The sequence below is a fragment of the Lacrimispora algidixylanolytica genome (assembly GCF_003609635.1).
GTDB classification, from domain to species: Bacteria; Bacillota; Clostridia; order Lachnospirales; family Lachnospiraceae; genus Lacrimispora; species Lacrimispora algidixylanolytica.
Genome location: NZ_MCIA01000032.1, coordinates 83,783 through 101,898 on the forward strand (window position 1 = coordinate 83,783; position 18,116 = coordinate 101,898).

The window sequence follows — 18,116 nt, forward strand, 5'->3', positions numbered from 1 at the left end:
CTTGCAGACACCTGTTTAATTAAACTTTTTAATATTTGCTGTTTGTATGATTCTTATAATCATCCTCAAAAGTATCTTCTAACTTTGTAGTTGGTTCTGATAACTGAGTATAATCGTTTGATTGAGAATCCATCAGTTTGAATTTTCCTACCAGTGATTTTAAGGTTACTGCCTGAGCAGATAATTCTTCAGAGGTAGCAGCGCTTTCTTCTGATGTTGCAGAGGTAGTCTGTACCACAGCAGAGATCTGATCAATGCCGGTTGTGACCTGCATTACAGCGTCTGCCTGGGCTGTGGAAGCTTCTGCTATCTCAGCAATGCGAACCGCAGAGGTATTTGACTTCTCCACTACCAGTCGAAGAGCATCAGCGGTTTCCCCAGCAATCTTTGTGCCATTTCCAATTGCAGTAATGGCATTTTCAATCAGGGTTGTGGTGTTTTTTGCAGCCTCTGCAGACTTTCCTGCTAAATTACGGACTTCATCTGCAACTACGGCAAAGCCCTTTCCGGCAGAACCGGCTCTTGCTGCCTCTACAGCCGCATTTAGAGCCAGGATGTTGGTCTGGAAAGCGATATCATCAATGGTTCTAATGATCTTACTAATCTCATTGGAGGTGCTGGCGATATCATTCATAGCAGCAATCATATCTTTCATCTTCTGGTTGCCGGCCAATACGCCTTCGCTGGCTTCCTGAGACAGTGTATTGGCCTCTAATGCGTTGGACGCATTTTGGTTAATACGGTCGGAGATATCTGTAATCGTTGCAGATAATTCTTCAATGCTTGATGCCTGTTCCGTAGCACCCTGGCTTAAGGCCTGGGCAGCGTCAGATACCTGGGAAGCACCGGTTGATACTTGTTCAGAGGCATGATCAATCTCTAAGAGAGCATTGCTTAAGGTTAAACGAATGTTGTGCATCGCTTCCAGGATATAACGGTAGGAACCAACGTATTTATCCTCTTTCGTGGTAGTTACCGTGAAATCACCATTGCTCATCGCACCCAAAACGTAGTTAATGTCTTCAATAATTAGCTTTAAGTTATCTGCCATAGAAACGAAATTCTTAGAAAGAATTCCAATCTCATCATTGGATTTGATATCCAACTGTATATCAAGGTTACCGGCAGCAATATTAGAAGCGGCCGTCACAACTCCTTCAATTGGGCGAAGAGTCTTCTTCATAACAAAGGTAACTACACAAATGATAACAGCGGTTGCAAGAACAGCCATAACAAGCATCACAGCCACAATTAAGTATACATCTTTATTTAAATCACTCTTATCCAGACTGCTTGATGCCCACCAGGTCTGTGATTCACAGGTAATGGGGTAGTAATGTCTGGATTCAAAGGTGCCGTCAGCTCTTCTTGTATCAACATGAAATTCCTGCTTTGTTTTCTGAGCCTCCACAATTTTACTGTATTCAGAAGCAGGCAGCATTTCTTCCAGCTTTTTCCCAATATTGTCACTGGACTTGCTGTCAAAAGAGATGATATTACCTTCTGTGTAAATATCTACATACATAGTACGATATTTTGCATCTGTTGTCTTTATCTTGGAGAAATTTGCAAGACTGATATCTGCCAAAACGACTCCAATTACATTGTCCCCTTTCATGATCGGGTAGGCGACTGTACTCATCATGGTTCCTTTGTAATCAAACGGATCAGTAATAAAAGGAGCTTTGGTATCCCTAGCAACTTTATAGTAAGCGTTCTTTGAATACTCACTGTATGCCCCAAGAGATTGAGCTGTTTTATTTTTTGCATTATCTCGATCAATATAAACAGAGTAATCCTTAACAGAAGAATCAAACTGGCCTGGCTCAAAAAAAGCACCGATACCGTAAAGATCAGCACTATTGTTAAGGGCTGCCCATGCAGAATTCATTACATAGGTCTCAATTGCATAATTGGATTCTGTTAGTTGTGCGTTGTAAATATGACTTTGAATTCCTTCCCCATTCCAATCTCCGGCAGCCAATTTGTTACCGCCGTATACATTGTTTAAGTATTCCTGTAATTCTTTTGCAGAGCCTGAAGCGCCACTGACCATGGATTGAACCATAAGGCCATTTTTGCCGGCGATTCCGCTAAATTCCCCGTTAATTGCTTTTGATAATGAGATGCTTGTCTGCATGGCAGAGATTGCGATCAACAGAGTCAAACTCACTGCAAGGATAACGCCCGTTACGATGGACATTTTTGTTGCAAGCTTGAAATCGTTGAAATTCAATTTTTTCTTGTTTTTCATAGTGTTATGCTCCCTTAATTAAATAAATTGGTAAATAAACGAACCTCCCTGCGCAGCGCTATATAGTTTTGTTGGATAAATTTACCATTAATTAGACAAAAAATATACTGCACGAGTTGCAGTAAGATTTTGAGTGAATATAAGAGAATAACCTCCTTTCTTATTTTAATTCAGATTATATCTGCTCAACATGAGTATATTCGACATGAATCGACAAAAAAATAATAGGAAAAATGAAAAAAAGTTACTATAATTATGCGTACTTCATATTAATGTACAAATTGTAACGGTATTTTATTATAAATAAAATGAAAATAAAAAAAATGCCAGGAAAAAGTCCGGGCATTTTTGTAAGGTTAAACTACGTATAGGATTGTCATTTCTTTTAATTTTGTTTCAATCATTTGTCTTAAGAATATCTCACCGTCCGCCTTTAATTCATTTCGGTAGCAGTATCTTCCCCTGCCCCGTCCAGTCATTAGCTCTTTGGAGTAAAGTTGTTCAGATTGAGGGAATGCTTCTGTGTTGATGGCATTATGGACATAGCTATAGGTCATGAAGATGATTTCAATGGGAGCTTGTTTTTTCGCTTTATCAGTTAACTGCATCGAGAGGGTGTCAATAAGCTCTGTATAAAGGGTTTTCCAGTCTTCTGTTAATATGACAGGAGCAATTAATAGCCCAACCTGATAACCGGCATCACACATGCGGTTTAAGGCCGTTAGTCTGGCATTTAAGTTTGAGGTGCCCGGTTCAAAGCGGCTGATAATGGATTGGGGATTTACACTCATTCGAATAATAATTCTGCCCCTGTGATTTAAACCCAAAAGAGGCTCAACCTGGTTGAATTTAGTGGGAAAGGTGAGAGAACCGTATTGACTTTTACTGAAATTTTCAATTGTCCAAGATAGATTTCCAGTTATGGTGTTCTCAAGAACTAAGTCACTGTTACTGCCGATTTCGTAGGTATAATCCTTTTGAGAACGGATTCCATGATCAATGATCTTTTTCAGCATCTGATCTCGGTTTACAAACAGGCGAAGATAAGCACATTTATTATAATTGCATACTAAGTAACAGTAATGACACATGGCGGTACAGCCCGACGATGTATAGGGAACTAGAAAATCAGACACTTTATGATTTGGAACGTAGTTGTGGGTCTTTCGTACCCCAATGACAATAACTTGCTTTAAGGATGGAAAATCTTTATTAGGACGGGTTCTGAGTTCATCAATCTTATTGTGTGTTTCAATAGGGACCCAGGGAACGTCACTGTATTTTTCTTTTAAATGTTGGCCTAGCTCATATTGGAGAGAGTCGGGCTCATAATAAATTTTATCCGGGAACATGGTATACCTCCTGTTTTTCTAAACTTAGTATGTGTGAAAAATAGGAAGTTTCTATGAAAACTTGCACAAAAATTGAAGATAAATATGGACAACATTACATAGCTGATTACGGAGTACTAAATATAGGAAGAGGGGGTGGTACAAAAGTAAATATAAAAAACAGTAGCATAAGTAGCGTGACGGCAAAGAACAAAAGACCATTGTACTTACGGAGCAAGCAGTTTTTTGATAAATAATAACTGAATGCAAAGGCAATAAAAACAGATAGATAGAAAATAAGAATATCAATAACCAGGCTGCTTTTTCCAAGTATGGGGGTGTAGAGGTAAAACATAACAGGTATGAGAAGAGTGCCAATTAACATGCCGGCATAATAGGCCGAGGTCTGGCAAGGATTCGTATCCTTATTCTTTGTGAGCAAACCAAATAGTAACATAGGAAAAAAGATTAGTTTCATATGTTCCCAAACGGATTCATTGACAGGGGAAATAAGTCCCACAATCAAATTTTCGCCTGACCATTCATATACGAAATGAAACAATGTCCCTATAATCCATACGAATAAGATTCCGATAATTACAACGTATTTTTTCATATGTGTTTCCTCCTTCTCATTAAGATGATGCCATGTTTCATAAGTTTATATGTTAGTAAGTCCCTGAAATAAGTTATTGATATCTATCTGACCATAGCCCCATACGTTATTGGGATAAACTTCAGTAGTCGAACGTCTTGCGCCGCGAATAATCAGACGGTTGATATCATTGCCAGTCATAGATGGATAATTTCCTCTTGGGACGGCCCATTCCATAACCATAGCCACAATTCCTGCTGCGTGAGCACTGGCGGCTCCTGTTCCCGTAGCTGTTCCGTAAAGGTTACCTGGGACTGCGCAGGGAAGCTCAAAGCCAGGTGCGGCAATATCAGGCTTCACAAGCCCATTTCTAGCATACCCCCTGCTAGATTCACCTAATATGCTGTCAGTCAGTTGATTATAGGCAGTAACCGTCAGTTGATTGACACCGTTTCCTGGGGAAGTAATAGTAGTATCTGGATTTGGGTTAAGAAAAAAGGTATCATTTGAAATTAAATCCCCACTAGGAAGCCAGCAATGAAAGGAAAAAGGTTCATTTCCAACACTTTGAGCACGAAAATACCAGATACCAGCCGCCGGATTTTGAAAACGGATGAGAATTAGCTGATCACCGGTTTCCTCCTCTAAAACAATATTATTGACCCATACAATACTTTGAGTAAATATGAATTCAAATTTTCTGCATTCGTTGATGGTAGGAAAAACTCTCTGGGTAGATTCCCTGTTAGGTGAAGAGACATCTATGGAGATTCGTTCCGGTGCATAGGGCCATATCTCCATCCACAAAAGAGGCTCATTTTCCCCAATTCTTAATTCAAAATCATTGTATAATGGGGGAGTGGTAGTACTGTTGAAATAATGCCTCCGCTTATTTCCTTCATTACCGGCCGAGACAGTGACTCCGATTCCAGGAAGTTGTACCACATAGGTCAAATAACTGCTTAAGATACCTCGCCCGTCATGCCCCCCTTGATTGCTCCCTAAGGCCACGCATATGACGATTGGACGGCCTATTTTTTGTGATATAAGTTGAAGATACCTTGTACCAAGCAAGATATCTGACTCCTGAAAGCAATAAGCGTTGGGCTTGACAAAAAATAATTCTTTTAAATTTTTCTTAGCCTCTTTAAGTTTTACAATCACAATATCAGATTCTGGAACAATGCCAGAAAAGGTTAGATCCTCATTGGGCTTTCCTGCAATGATGCTCGTAATAGCGGTACCGTGGCCGTTGCTATCCACAGAGGGAACAAGGGAAAGAGGATCTTCAGAGCGTAAAGCCTGATTGATCGTATCCCGGTTGTACTCGCTGCCAAAGGTAAATCCATCAGGCGGGGTACCTGTTTGTATGGTCTGATCCCAAATTGTTTGTATGCGGGTAGTCCCGTCGTTATTTCGGAATGCCTCATGAAGGTAATCGATACCGGTGTCAATAACACCAATCATAACCCCACGGCCGAACAGGCCGAGAAAGGGATTTCGTTGGACCGTTCCAATCCCTGATTTTTCAATGCTGATAGTTGATTCAAGGGTATAGAGGGCAGGAAATGCATTGTATGGCTGGCCTCCTAAACTACAAGGATCCATATCGGTTCTTAGGACATGGACTAAAGAGTTGCGTTCAGTGAGAAAGGTAATATTATCCCCCTTGTCAAAGGCTGGGACAGATATATTGCTTAAGATTATGTCGTAATAATCATTGTCTAGAATTTTGCTCAAGTTCCAGCCTCCTGTCTAATCTGATGAAGCGTATAATATATATTATGCAAGGCAATGACCTTTATGAGCGGTCAGATAGTACAAGAAGGCATCAGATATTTGTAAGACGTTCAAATAAGCTATTTACTTCCAGTTTTCCATATCCCCAAATATTATTGGGATAGACCAGGGAACTATCACGCCTTGCCCCTCTTATAATAAGCCGGCTAGCATCGAATCCGCTCATCAAGGTGTAATTTCCCCTTGTAATTCCCCATTCCATAAGCATAGCCATGGCTCCAGCAGCATGGGCTGCTGCGGCACCAGTCCCAGTCAAAGTTCCGTATATATTTCCAGGCAAAGCACAGGGGATTTGATATCCAGGAGAAGCGATATCTGGTGTAACAAGACCATTTCTGGCATAACCTCTACTTGATTCTAATAGGATGCTTTCATCAAACTGATTGTATGCGGTAACGGTCATCTGACTGACCCCATTTCCAGGAGACGTGATGGTTGTATCTGGGTTTGGGTTAAGAAAAAAAGTTTCATTGGAAATTAGATTTCCTGAGGGCATCCATGCATGAAAGGACAACGGAGAATTATCCAGGCTTTGAATTCGGATTCTCCATACTCCGGAAAGAGCATTCTGGAAGCGAACTAGTATCAGTTGATCACCAGTTTCTTCCTCGAAAATAAAGTTGTTAACCCATAAGACACTGGGAGTAAATATAAAGTCGAACATTCTACAATCACTAATAGCAGGGTAAACCTGCTGTGTGGATTCTCTGTTCGGGGAGGAGATGTCAATTGAGAGACGACCTAAAGCGTAGGGCCAGATTTCCATGGAAAAAAGCTTGTCATTTTCCCCAATTCGTAATTCGAAATCGTTATAAAATGGGGCAGTTGTGGTACTGTTGAAATAATGCCTGCGGCTGCTTCCTTCATTGCCTGCTGAAACAGATAAACCAATTCCAGGGACCCTTGCCAGATAATTCACGTAATTGCTAACGGCACTGCTTCCATCGTGTGAGCCCATACTGCTGCCTAAGGCGATACAGATGACAATAGGGCGGCTTGAGGTTGAAGCGTAAGTCTCCATATAACGTAGTGCCAGTATGATGTCGGATTCCTGATAACAAAGCTTATCTTCCGGTACAAACATGATTTGTTTACTGATTGGCTTTGCCTCTTTAAGCTTTACAACGACTAGTTCTGATTCAGGTACGACTCCTGAAAATGTGTTCTCCTCGTTTGGCCTTCCAGCAATGATACTTGCGATAGAAGTACCATGGCCATTGGTATCCGTAGTTGGGACAATGGTACGAGGATTTTCAGATCTTAATGCGAGATTGATTGTATCCCTGTTGTATTCCGTTCCGAATGTAAAGCCTTGAGGAGGAGGGCCGTCCTGAATGGTCTGATCCCAGATGGAAAGTATTCTTGTGGTATTGTCGTTATGCAAAAAAGCTTGATGGAGATAATCAATCCCTGTATCAATGATACCAATGATAACACCTCTGCCGAAAAGACCAAGAAAAGGATTTCGCTGAACCGTTCCAATTCCTGATTTTTCAATGCTGATTGTAGAGGTAAGAGTATATAAAGTAGGAAAATTATTATAAGGAAAACTCCCGAGAATGCAAGGATCAAATTCTGCAACCGGGACATTTAACAGAGAATGTCTTAAATTAAGCAAGGTTATGTTATCGCCCGAATCATATGTGGGAATCGAGACGTTATTGATAATAAGATCATAATAGTTATTATCTATAATTTTTTCCAAATTTACCCACCAGCCTGATCCAAAAGATGCATTTGTTCTATATTATGCAGACAGGAATTTAATATGAGCGGCAAAAAACTGTTTATCCTTGCTTTTTTATGGAAGGTTTTATAAAGCCTTTCTCAACCCAGTACCGATTGTCGGCAGATAGTATGACCTCTTTCCTTGCAGCCTGCTGGTGTAAAAGTCTGCAAAGGGCAAAGAGTCCCCTGACTTTTAGTCCGTTATGGGGCGGGGATGGATTTTTAAATTTCTTTGCGAATTTAACTGTTTTTCTTGTGATGTCCTTCTGACGTTTGTCAGACAATTGGTTAAAGATAATACCTTCCATCAATCCGATACCCAGTGTGCGAATCTGTGAGACTCCAAGCCATCTAAGGCTGGTAGCAATATCACTTTGTGCCCCTTTTTGAATTGGTCCTACTGCATTTGTAAGAATGACCGCCTTTTTAGAAAACATGCGCTCATCTGGTCGATGTACCATCCAATGGACGCATAAATGATCCAGCAGTGATTTCATTTGCGCCGTGGTCCTCAGTGCATAAACAGGGGATGCAAAGACTAGCAAATCAGATTCCAACAAAGAATTCCAGATCGGTACAACGTGAGCCGCATGAGGACAAAGGTTTTCGTCGTGCAGAAAGCATATCTTACATCCACAGCAGAAATCAGGCAGATCGCTTGGGAGGTAATATTGTGTAATTTCATGGCCTGTACCAAGTGCATTTAAGAAAATCTCTTTGATGCGATAGGTGCAGCCCTTTTGTTCGGTGCCAGTAATTACGGTGATCTTCATTGTACTCCTCCTCATGCTGTGTCATATTAGCAGTATAACACATTGTATTTATAAAATGCAAAGAGGAAGACAGCACTTTTTTATATAAATAGGGTATAAAAAAACAGCAAGTGTTAAAGCAAAAGGTAAAGTTTTGAAAGGTTATTAATGGGATTTCGTAACTGGCTACTTTATAAAAGTGCTCAGGATAGTAAGATTAAACAATTTGGAAATGTTGATAAAACAAGAACACCGGAATTCCCTCTAAATAAGGAAATCCCGGTGTCTTGGCTGTTTATTAGAACTGGAAGTAAAGGGGGTTTAACCCATGGCCTTTCGCGTGTAATGCGAACGCTCATCCCGGCTGAGCTATACTTCTTATTCTGGAGATAGCGAGACTCGAACTCGTGACCTATGCGTTGCGAACGCATCGCTCTCCCATCTGAGCTATATCCCCTTGCCTAGATTATAGCACTAAGATTTTGAAATACAAGTAGAATCTGCACACTCAGGCTGGGAATGTTATGAAAGTTTTGTGTGATTTCTATAATACTATGTTGGTCTGATTGCCTTCCATCCACGTAGCAATGTTATCAAATACGATTTTAGCTCTTGCTTCCATGGACTGAACAGAAGCAAATGCAACATGGGGCGTTACCATGGTATTTTTGCAGTTGAGGAGAGGGTGGCTGGTATCTAGTGGAGGTTCGCTTTCAAATACGTCAATCCCTGCACCAGAAAGATAACCGGAATTTAATGCATCTGCCAACGCCTGAGAATCTACAACAGGGCCTCTAGATGCATTGATTAAGTAAGCGCCCTGTTTCATCTTGCCAATGGTATCCCTATTAATTAGATGTCTTGAGTCCTCATTAAGAGGGCAGTGAAGGCTTACGATATCAGAGCGGGATAGGAGATCTTCTAAAGAAGTGAATTCTATAAATGAAGGCTCTGTTCCTGTTATATGCCGTTTGTTTCCCAAAATGTGACAGCCAAATACGTTTAAAAGATCCGCAGTTCTTGTTCCAATGGCCCCCATGCCTATTATTCCCACGGTTTTTCCCATGATTTCGCTTCCCACCAGACCATCTTTCGTTTTTCCTTCCCGGCAACGTGCTTCTACCTGAGGAATATTTCTAAGGAGAGAGAGCATCATGCAGATGGTCAATTCTGCTACGGCTTGAGTGGAGTATCCGGCGGCATTGCTTACCTGGATTCCTTTTGATTTTGCAGCCGAGAGGTCTACGTGGTCGACTCCCGTAAAAGCCACATCAATGAATTTAAGGTTTTTACAGGAGGATATTACTTCTCCGGTAAGAGGCATATTGGCGATTATAATGATATCTGCTTCTTTGGCACGTTCTATCTGAACCTGTGGATTCGTGTCTTTTTCGTAGGCAGTAAAGCTATGTCCTGCTTCCATAAGAGGTTTGGCATAATCCATTAACAGGTTGTTTGGAATTCCAAGTGATTCTAACAATACGATATTCATAAGCATAACTCCCATCTTTTTATAATTTAGAAACCAAAGAAATAAAGGCTCTGCATATTTGATTATACCACCGGGGCAATGAATTAAAAAGAGGAGAGGGGTTACTTTGGTGATGTTTGCGGGTTTTCCTTTGAGTACATAATGCATTCATCAATCCATGCGATATAATTTTCCTCCCTCATAATTGCACCTCGAAGTACTAAAAAGTCACCGAACCGATCAGACGAGGCAGAGGGAACTTCTAGGTACTGCTCAAATATCTTTTTTAAGGTATTGAGACGATTTACGTGCTGGAGACGCTGGTTTTCAAGAAGATGGATTCTGCTGCCGACCTCTAAATTGTTTGAGAAGTACATGCGAAGACGGAAAATATCTTTTGGTGTTCTTTGTAAATTTTCATCTTTGAGAATCCACTGGGTGAAATCTTTTATTCCTTTATCGGTAATGGTATATCGTTTGGCTTCTAGTATGTCTCCGCTAATTTCAATGTTAAAAACCACATGTCCTTCTGATGTTAGCTTTTTTAGTTCTGGGTAGATCTGGCTATGATTTGCATACCAAAATTCAGCCAGTTCATAACTAAATTCTTTTGCAATCTCATAGCCGGTCATCGGTCGTTTGATTAAAAGTCCTAAAATGGCATACTTTAAAGCTCGCATAGTCTCAATCCTTTTCATATGTAAATGTTAAATAAATAACTAGATGGAATGTTCGTTGCATTCCCATTCTTTTTTATCAACTATATCATATTTGCATGACATGTCAATGAATCATCTCAATTTGGAATAGACAAAAATAGACAACTAAACATGTATACATTGACATGATTCGTGGTTTGTGTTATAAATATTGTTATAAAAATAACAATGTAGGAGGGGTATCAAATGAACTTTACAAAAAAGCGTTGGACCATTTTAATTGCAAGTTGTTTTATCAATCTTTGCATCGGCTCCCTGTACGCCTGGAGTGTATTGGCAGGCCCAATGGCAGAATATCTAAGTCAGTTAAACGGGGTGAAATTAACTGCAAGAGATTTGTCCATAGTTTTCGTTATCGCCAACGCAGTTGGACCGATTACAATGATTGCTGGGGGTAAGGTCAATGATACATTTGGACCAAAGCTGGTAGTATTTATCGGAGGCTTGATGTTTGGCGGCGGTATGTTTTTATCTGGCTTTGCACACAGCGTAGGCTTCCTGATTTTCACCTACTCTCTGTTGCTTGGTCTGGGATTAGGAATGGTATATGGTACAACCATCAGTACTTCCATTAAGTTTTTCCCAGATAAAAGAGGTCTTGTAGGTGGTTTGACAACTGCAACCTTTGGAATTAGCTCTGTGATTATACCTCCAGTTGCCTCTGCTATTATGGCAACTACCGGACCAACAGCAGCATTTAAAATTATTGGTGTTGTATTTGCTGTTATCGTTTGCGGAAGTGCATTCTTTATTGAAAAATGTCCTGCTGATTTTGTTCCAGATGGCTGGACACCTCCAGTTCCTACTGGAAAGGCAAAAGCTGCTGTGAACATGGATTGGAAAGGTATGCTTTCAACACCAATCTTTTATATTATGATCGTAATATTAACATGCGGTGCATTTGCAGCATTAATGTTTATCCCTTTGGCATCCCCAATTGCTCAGAAGATGATTGGTATGTCAGCACCTGCTGCAACCGCTGCTGTATCTACACTTGCGTTGTTTAATGTATTGGGAAGAGTGCTTGCAGGTACGATTTCTGATAAAATCGGCCGTATCAATACGTTGACACTTGCCTATATATTATCAATTTTTGCTCTTATATTGATGTATATTTCAGGGGAAGGCACGGTCACCACATTTTATATCGCCATTTGTATTATCGGAATTAGTTTTGGTTCTTTTATGGGCGTATTCCCAGGCTTCACGGCTGACCAGTTTGGTCCAAAGAATAATAGTGTAAACTATGGTATCATGTTTATTGGTTTTGCAGTAGCAGGTACGATTGGTCCAATTATTTTAAACTTAATATTCGATGCCAGTGGATCCTACCAAAAGGCATTCCTGTTTGCAATGGCAATTTCAGTAATAGGTCTTTTGTTGACATTCCTTTATAAGAGTGTATATAAAAAACAAAATAATGGCTAAATAATCATATTTTAGACATACGATAAAATAGGATCTAAGTCAACTACGCTTAATGGTTTGAGAGCAAAAAGGCAGCATGCAGCCTTAGTTCGTATAATGTTTAAAATATTAAAATCCCCTATGTATCCAGCTTATTCTTAGCTGTTGCATAGGGGATTTTTAAATACCTATTTGTTCTATTTGGTAGCCTTTTATTGTAATGCACTGTTGCCAATAAATATTTTCCCATGTAAATCTATAATGTTACGAAAGTCGCCTGTGAAAAGAACTGGCTAGCTGGTTCGCGGCTTCCATACCTGTATACAATGCCCCCTGCATCCAGCCATGTTTTGTGGATAGGTGCTCCCCAGCAAAGTAAATCCTCTGATTATATTCAGGCTTTAGCATCTCATAAGAAAATAATTCTTTCTGACCTGGGAGTGCCACAGCAAAAGCTCCTCGGTTATAAGGCTGATTATCCCATACCACCGTCTTATGGTCTTTTACAATAGAATCTAAGAATCCCCTTGGCAATCCGTGAACTTCCTCCACATTTTGTTTTATCAGATCAAACCGGAGTGTTTCTTCCATATTTCCCACTCTTGTCGCATTTAAATGATAATTATAGGAAGCTACCAGCACACCCGGTTCATTTGGCGAACAGGAGGATACATCAGGACACAGAATGTGATCGCTCGGATAGAAGATATACTGAATGGGTAGGTCTGTCTGGGAAAAACCTCCCACCATACGTCCGTAATCGGCATCCTGTTCCCAAAAGCGCTCTTTGCATAAAAATGATGTCTTTTGCGAATTCGTATAATTAAATTCTAAGATGGACTGCATCTTAGGATTGCTAAAAAGTGGTTTAATCTCAACTTCCCTCAGAGTGGAAAAAGGAATTGCACATATAACGTAATCAAAAACGTCGTTCGTTTTGCTTAAAGTCCGAACATTGCGATGAGCAAGAACAATTTGATTGCTGTTTTGCTGCTGATAAATGCCTGTAACCGTCTGACCAGATAGGTAAGTAACTGTGCCAAGCTGAGAAGACGGAATATCTTGATACTGAGGCGATTTGTCCGTGAAGAAGGACTTTATAAAAGCATAGGGCAAGTTTACCATGCCGCCCTCAATGGTATAGGTGTTGCGGTAGTCCATGGTGTATTCCTCGTGGACGGTTTCCGCATAGCTGGTATCAAACAATGCTCCAGTCCCTGGATCGACTCCTGAGATCAAGCTGATTGCCCCCTGACTTAATCCCAGATTTTCCAGAGTCTGTCGAATGGAATAATTTGTAAATGGCAGATATTCCGGGGAATATTTTGGTAATATTTGTATTAGCTCCGACCGGATATCAGGTGGAAGCTGCATCATCATGTACAAGAAGGCATAGTCATCAAGCTCTGCCCAGGGAGTATTTCTTTCCTGAGGCGTCAAATCATATAAGGGATAGAGCATCTGCTCAATGGAATCTGATGTTCTCAAGCGGGTATTATGTACGTATAAAAAATTATTGCGCCGCCTTAGAGACAGAGGACGGGTATTTAGACCAAACGAATTGATATAGTGCCAGGTGGTTTCATGGGATGCCGGTATTCTTTGAGCACCAAATTCATTATAGTATCTACCTTCCTGGTCGTAATAGTAGGTATAAACTCTACCTCCGATTCTTTTATCGTTGGCCTCTAGAATGGTAATATCGGCTCCCAGCTTGCGAAGCTCAAATGCAGCGGATAAACCGGAAAGGCCTCCTCCTATGACACCTATTTTTACACCTTTTAGATCTCCTGGCAAAGCATAATTTGTAATATCTGGGGGAGGACTTAGCAAAGGAACAATATAGTCGTAATCTTCCGGCCGACCGGCCGTTTCTAATGAATCTCTAATCATTTCATGTCGCTGTTCATTGGTAGGATTCATTACCTGATTTAATGGAATATCCATGGATTATACCTCATAATGTGGCTTTCATAGCAATAAAGAGATATAAGGGGACAATTGCATGTTGCAACGCCCCCTTTATTGTTTTATTGCTTATTTTGCTGCTTTCTCAGAAAACTCAGTTGTAACCAATTCTTCATAAGGAACCCGTTCCTTTAACTGACCTGCCTCTTCTAAAATATTCTCCAGAAGCTCAAAGCTGTCTTTTTCAAACACAGTATCCTTTTTCCAGGAATCCTGTGATTTGTAACGATCTACAATGGCAGCAATGGTCTTAACATCGGTTTCCTTAAATTGAGGCTGAATTACCTTTGCGATTTCATCGGAAGAATGTGTGTTTACAAACTCCATTCCTTTTTGGATCGCATTTGTGAATTTTTGAACGGTCTCTGGATTCTTTTTTAAATAACTTTTCTTTACGCTGTACGCCGTATAAGGAACATATCCAGAATCAACGCCTAAGGAAGCAACTACAAATCCACTTCCTTCTTTTTCTAATCCTGTAGCAAATGGTTCAAATTCAACGGTATAGTCGGCGTCATTGCTGGTAAAAGCGGCAGCAGTCAGGCCAAATTGAATGCTCTGGTCAATGGCAAGATCTGTAGCAGGATCAATGCCGTTTTTCTTTAATATATACTCAAATACCATCTGGGGCATTCCCCCTGCTCTTCCTCCAAGTACTTTTTTACCTTTTAAATCCGTCCATTTAAAACTTGGCTGGCTGCTTCTTCCAACCAGGAAATTACCAGCACGCTGGGTTAGCTGTGCAAAATTAACGGCGTAATCATCAGAACCGTTGGCATAAGTATAAATGCTGGCTTCTGACCCCATAAATCCAATATCAGCATCTCCAGAAATCAGGGCAGTCATGACTTTATCAGCCCCGGCTCCATTCACTAGGGTCAAGTCAATGCCTTCATCTTTGAAATATCCAAGCTCAAGGGCTGCATATTGTGGTGCATAAAAGATGGAATGGGCAACTTCATTTAAAGTTACCGGAGTTAAATCGGATGGCTTTCCTTTGGATCCGCAGCCGGTCAGGCTTACGATGGCAGCCCCGGTGAATATGGCAGTCAGAAAAAAGTGTAGAACCTTTCTCATACAATCCTCCTTAGGGAATCTAATACTACATTGTATTAATCAGTAGTGAAATGGTACCTTGTCTTTAAAAAAATTATATTTTTACGTTCTCATATGAGATATAAGAGAAAAGTGGTCTAATTTGTTTTCGGTAAGAGTGCCTGCAGCTTGTTAAAGAAGCAACCACCATGAAAGAAGCCAGTATTATAACGATGATCCGATTCACAAGGTTCCCCCTTCTTTCGTTGTTCTGGTAGCATTGTATGAAGGCACGCTTGCCTTTGTTCTGGCATTTCTATATTTAATAAAAATGAAATGGAATAAGAGGACAAACTGTGGTATACTGCTATGGTAAATCAGCAAAAGCAGGAGAAATGTAATGAACTATCGGATGATTGTGCTGGATTTGGATGGGACTTTGACTAATAAGGATAAGGTGATCACATCTAGAACCAAAGAGGCACTTTTTGAATTAAAACGGCAGGGGGGTATCATTGTCCTGGCTTCCGGGCGACCCACCTATGGCATCATGCCTCTTGCCAGAGAATTAGAGCTTCATGAGACAGGAGGATATATTTTATCCTATAATGGCGGCCGAATTATAGACTTAAGTACAGGAGAAGCGGTATTTTCAAAAGAACTACCTGTAGAATCAAATGAAAAGATTATAAAGCTATCCAAAGACTATGGAGTGAATGTCTTAACTTATGAGGATGACGTGATTATTACGCCCAATGCCTTAGATGAATATGTCCAGAAGGAAGCATTCATTAATAAGTTAAAGGTAAAAGAAGTACAGGATATGGAAGCTTACGCAAGATTTCCAGTTGTTAAATTCATGATGCTTGAAGAAGGAGAGATTCTTCAGATGGTAGAGCCAAAGGTAAAGTCGTTTTTGGGTCGTGACTACAGCGTTTATCGTTCTGAGCCTTACTTTTTAGAAATTCTTCCAAAAGGAATTGATAAAGCAGCCAGTTTGGAACGCTTGCTTTCCCGTCTTTCTATGAACAAGGATGAGATGATTGCTTGTGGAGATGGATATAACGATCTATCTATGATTGAGTATGCAGGCCTTGGAGTTGCTATGGAAAATGCAGTTCTTCCAGTAAAGAAGGCAGCAGATTATATCACGTATTCGAATAACGACGATGGAGTTGCTCATGTAATAGAAAAATTTATGCTTTCCTGATAGTCAGGGGTGGATTTTACAACTTTAATATGTTAAAATGTACCTAATAGTAAAAGTGAAAAAAAGGGGATTGAATAATACTATGAATAAAAAAATTAAGACAGATGTAGTTGATCATCTGTTTGAAGCCATTTTGACCTTAAAGACACCAGAAGAGTGTTACATCTTCTTTGAGGATGTTTGTACGGTGAATGAGCTTTTAAGCTTATCTCAAAGGTATGAAGTGGCTAAAATGCTGAGGGAGGGTCGTACTTATCTGGAAATAGCAGAGAAGACAGGTGCCTCCACTGCAACCATAAGCCGTGTTAACCGCTCATTGAATTATGGAAATGACGGGTATGACATGGTCTTTAAACGTTTAGAGGATAAAAGACAGGAATAAAAAATGGGGACAAGCTTAATTGCTCTGTCCCCATTTTTTTACTTTTTCTTTTTTCCAGGCCCTGTTTCATATAAATCGTCAATGAGCTTTTCTATTACCTGCTTTTTCAAATATACATCAAAGGAAAGTCCGGAGATCCAAGAAAAAAGCTGTAGATATTCCAGATCTTCAGGATCTAAATTCTTATCCGTAAAGGCAGTCTTGGATTTTTCGAATTTATCCATAATGTCTGCTTGAATACGGTCTAGATCTGATTCTTCCCGAGAAAAAATCTCTTTGTAGATGTCTTCTAAGGGCAGATCATCGGGAGTATTAAAGTGCTTATCTGTAATGGGCTTAAATAGCTGTTCGATGTCATGAAAAGAAAGAAGATTCTTAAAATAATAGATAAATATGAGCAAAAGAATATGTTCTCTCGTATATTTCTTCTTGTTTGGAGCTGGGAGAAGGTTATTCTTCGCATAATTGTTAATCATGGTTTTTGTAAGAACCTTGTCATCTGAATAGCGCTTGGTGTCTTTTAAATGCGCATCCATGAATGTGGTGACCTGATCCATATATAAATCTATATTAGGGATGGTTTCCGGCTTAATGTGCTGAATTGATTTCAGGTGCTCTAAAATATCCTGCATTCTTTCGTCGTTTGTTTTCATGTGTTCCTCCGTTCTGTGTGCAGAATGCCCCCACATAAGGGATCATACCCTTTGTCATATTATATAGTATTCAATACCAGATGACAAGAGGTAAAAGGCGATAAATAAGATATTCTTGACATTTAAAGAATGTATGCTAATCTAAAACTATTCATTTCGCATAGGAGAGGAGATACACAATCATGAAAAAAGTAATTGCGACAGAAAAGGCTCCATCAGCAATCGGGCCATATTCCCAGGGTGTACGTTGTGGAGATATGGTATTTGTATCAGGTCAGCTACCAATTGATCCAGCTACAGGCGCTTTTGCAGGTGAAGATATTGTTTCTCAGACAAGACAATCTTTGACAAACATCCGCGCTATCCTTGAAAGCGATGGTCTTACTATGGCAAATATCGTAAAGACAACTGTGTTATTGAAAAACATCAGCGATTTTGGCGCGATGAATGAAGTGTATGCAACTTTTTTTGAAGGTGCATGTCCTGCAAGGGCGGCATTTGAAGTTGCAGCATTACCAAAAGACTCATTAATTGAAATCGAAGCAGTCGCTTACTGCGGAGAATAAAAACTAGAATAAACGAAGCGTTACTAAGGATAAAAGGGAGTACAGGCATGTCAGGATGCGGTACTCTCTTTTTGTAATGGACTGTCTAAATGAAGCAAATCGGGTCCACTTGTAGAAATTAAGGGCTTTTTGCGAAAGAAATGGGTTGCATATTGACGGACTTATATTATAATAAATTGAGGAAGTTCGATAGGTACTTATATCAATCGAATGGAAGTTTTTACCTTCAAGAAGAAAATCAAGAT

Annotated in this window: 14 protein-coding genes, 2 tRNA genes and 1 pseudogene; 4 read left to right on the forward strand and 13 right to left on the reverse strand. The window is 40.0% G+C overall.

Features of this window, described 5'->3' with window-relative positions; translation table 11 throughout:
* Nucleotides 1-28: 28 nt before the first annotated feature.
* From BET01_RS17405 to BET01_RS17450, 10 genes and pseudogenes are all read right to left on the reverse strand, one after another.
* The gene (locus BET01_RS17405) at nt 29-2,254 is read right to left on the reverse strand and encodes a methyl-accepting chemotaxis protein (RefSeq protein ID WP_120198150.1); all 2,226 of its coding nucleotides are present in this window, start codon (nt 2,252-2,254) and stop codon (nt 29-31) included.
* Nucleotides 2,255-2,610: 356 nt separating this feature from the next.
* Nucleotides 2,611-3,606 carry an SPL family radical SAM protein gene (locus BET01_RS17410; RefSeq protein WP_120198151.1) on the reverse strand — a complete coding sequence of 332 codons (996 nt, stop codon included), beginning with the start codon at nt 3,604-3,606 and terminating at the stop codon, nt 2,611-2,613.
* 106 nt (nt 3,607-3,712) lie between these two features.
* Nucleotides 3,713-4,204: pseudogene (locus BET01_RS17415) on the reverse strand (DUF6512 family protein); the annotation flags it as partial.
* Nucleotides 4,205-4,246: 42 nt separating this feature from the next.
* Nucleotides 4,247-5,920 (reverse strand): S8 family peptidase, encoded by a 1,674-nt coding sequence (locus BET01_RS17420; protein ID WP_120198153.1) that lies wholly within the window; start codon nt 5,918-5,920, stop codon nt 4,247-4,249.
* Between the two features lie 91 nt (nt 5,921-6,011).
* Nucleotides 6,012-7,685 (reverse strand): S8 family peptidase, encoded by a 1,674-nt coding sequence (locus BET01_RS17425; protein ID WP_120198154.1) that lies wholly within the window; start codon nt 7,683-7,685, stop codon nt 6,012-6,014.
* A gap of 82 nt (nt 7,686-7,767) precedes the next feature.
* Nucleotides 7,768-8,481, reverse strand: a complete 714-nt coding sequence (locus BET01_RS17430; protein ID WP_120198155.1) for a flavodoxin family protein — start codon at nt 8,479-8,481, stop codon at nt 7,768-7,770.
* A 284-nt stretch (nt 8,482-8,765) separates the two neighbouring features.
* Nucleotides 8,766-8,838 (reverse strand) — tRNA-Val (locus BET01_RS17435).
* A 6-nt stretch (nt 8,839-8,844) separates the two neighbouring features.
* Nucleotides 8,845-8,917 (reverse strand) — tRNA-Ala (locus tag BET01_RS17440).
* A gap of 87 nt (nt 8,918-9,004) precedes the next feature.
* Nucleotides 9,005-9,952: a 2-hydroxyacid dehydrogenase gene (locus BET01_RS17445; RefSeq protein WP_120198296.1), complete on the reverse strand. Its 948-nt coding sequence runs from the start codon at nt 9,950-9,952 to the stop codon at nt 9,005-9,007.
* 101 nt (nt 9,953-10,053) lie between these two features.
* Nucleotides 10,054-10,611 carry a PadR family transcriptional regulator gene (locus tag BET01_RS17450; RefSeq protein WP_120198156.1) on the reverse strand — a complete coding sequence of 186 codons (558 nt, stop codon included), beginning with the start codon at nt 10,609-10,611 and terminating at the stop codon, nt 10,054-10,056.
* Nucleotides 10,612-10,836: 225 nt separating this feature from the next.
* Between BET01_RS17450 and BET01_RS17455 the strand changes: the two genes are divergently transcribed.
* Nucleotides 10,837-12,078: an L-lactate MFS transporter gene (locus BET01_RS17455; protein WP_120198157.1), complete on the forward strand. Its 1,242-nt coding sequence runs from the start codon at nt 10,837-10,839 to the stop codon at nt 12,076-12,078.
* 243 nt (nt 12,079-12,321) lie between these two features.
* Here BET01_RS17455 and BET01_RS17460 read toward each other — a convergent pair whose 3' ends face one another.
* Both BET01_RS17460 and BET01_RS17465 read right to left on the reverse strand, forming a co-directional pair.
* Nucleotides 12,322-14,004 carry a flavin monoamine oxidase family protein gene (locus BET01_RS17460; RefSeq protein WP_120198158.1) on the reverse strand — a complete coding sequence of 561 codons (1,683 nt, stop codon included), beginning with the start codon at nt 14,002-14,004 and terminating at the stop codon, nt 12,322-12,324.
* Between the two features lie 90 nt (nt 14,005-14,094).
* Nucleotides 14,095-15,102 carry an ABC transporter substrate-binding protein gene (locus BET01_RS17465; protein ID WP_120198159.1) on the reverse strand — a complete coding sequence of 336 codons (1,008 nt, stop codon included), beginning with the start codon at nt 15,100-15,102 and terminating at the stop codon, nt 14,095-14,097.
* Between the two features lie 358 nt (nt 15,103-15,460).
* On the opposite strand from BET01_RS17465, the gene BET01_RS17470 reads away from it, so the two are divergent.
* Both BET01_RS17470 and BET01_RS17475 read left to right on the forward strand, forming a co-directional pair.
* The gene (locus tag BET01_RS17470; RefSeq protein ID WP_120198160.1) at nt 15,461-16,270 is read left to right on the forward strand and encodes a Cof-type HAD-IIB family hydrolase; all 810 of its coding nucleotides are present in this window, start codon (nt 15,461-15,463) and stop codon (nt 16,268-16,270) included.
* Between the two features lie 82 nt (nt 16,271-16,352).
* Nucleotides 16,353-16,652 carry a YerC/YecD family TrpR-related protein gene (locus BET01_RS17475; protein ID WP_120198161.1) on the forward strand — a complete coding sequence of 100 codons (300 nt, stop codon included), beginning with the start codon at nt 16,353-16,355 and terminating at the stop codon, nt 16,650-16,652.
* A gap of 38 nt (nt 16,653-16,690) precedes the next feature.
* On the opposite strand, the gene BET01_RS17480 is transcribed toward BET01_RS17475, so the two are convergent.
* Nucleotides 16,691-17,305 (reverse strand): DUF1836 domain-containing protein, encoded by a 615-nt coding sequence (locus BET01_RS17480; protein ID WP_120198162.1) that lies wholly within the window; start codon nt 17,303-17,305, stop codon nt 16,691-16,693.
* 182 nt (nt 17,306-17,487) lie between these two features.
* Between BET01_RS17480 and BET01_RS17485 the strand changes: the two genes are divergently transcribed.
* A complete protein-coding gene (locus BET01_RS17485) occupies nt 17,488-17,871 on the forward strand; it encodes a RidA family protein (RefSeq protein ID WP_120198163.1) in 384 nt (127 codons plus the stop codon).
* Nucleotides 17,872-18,116: the final 245 nt, after the last annotated feature.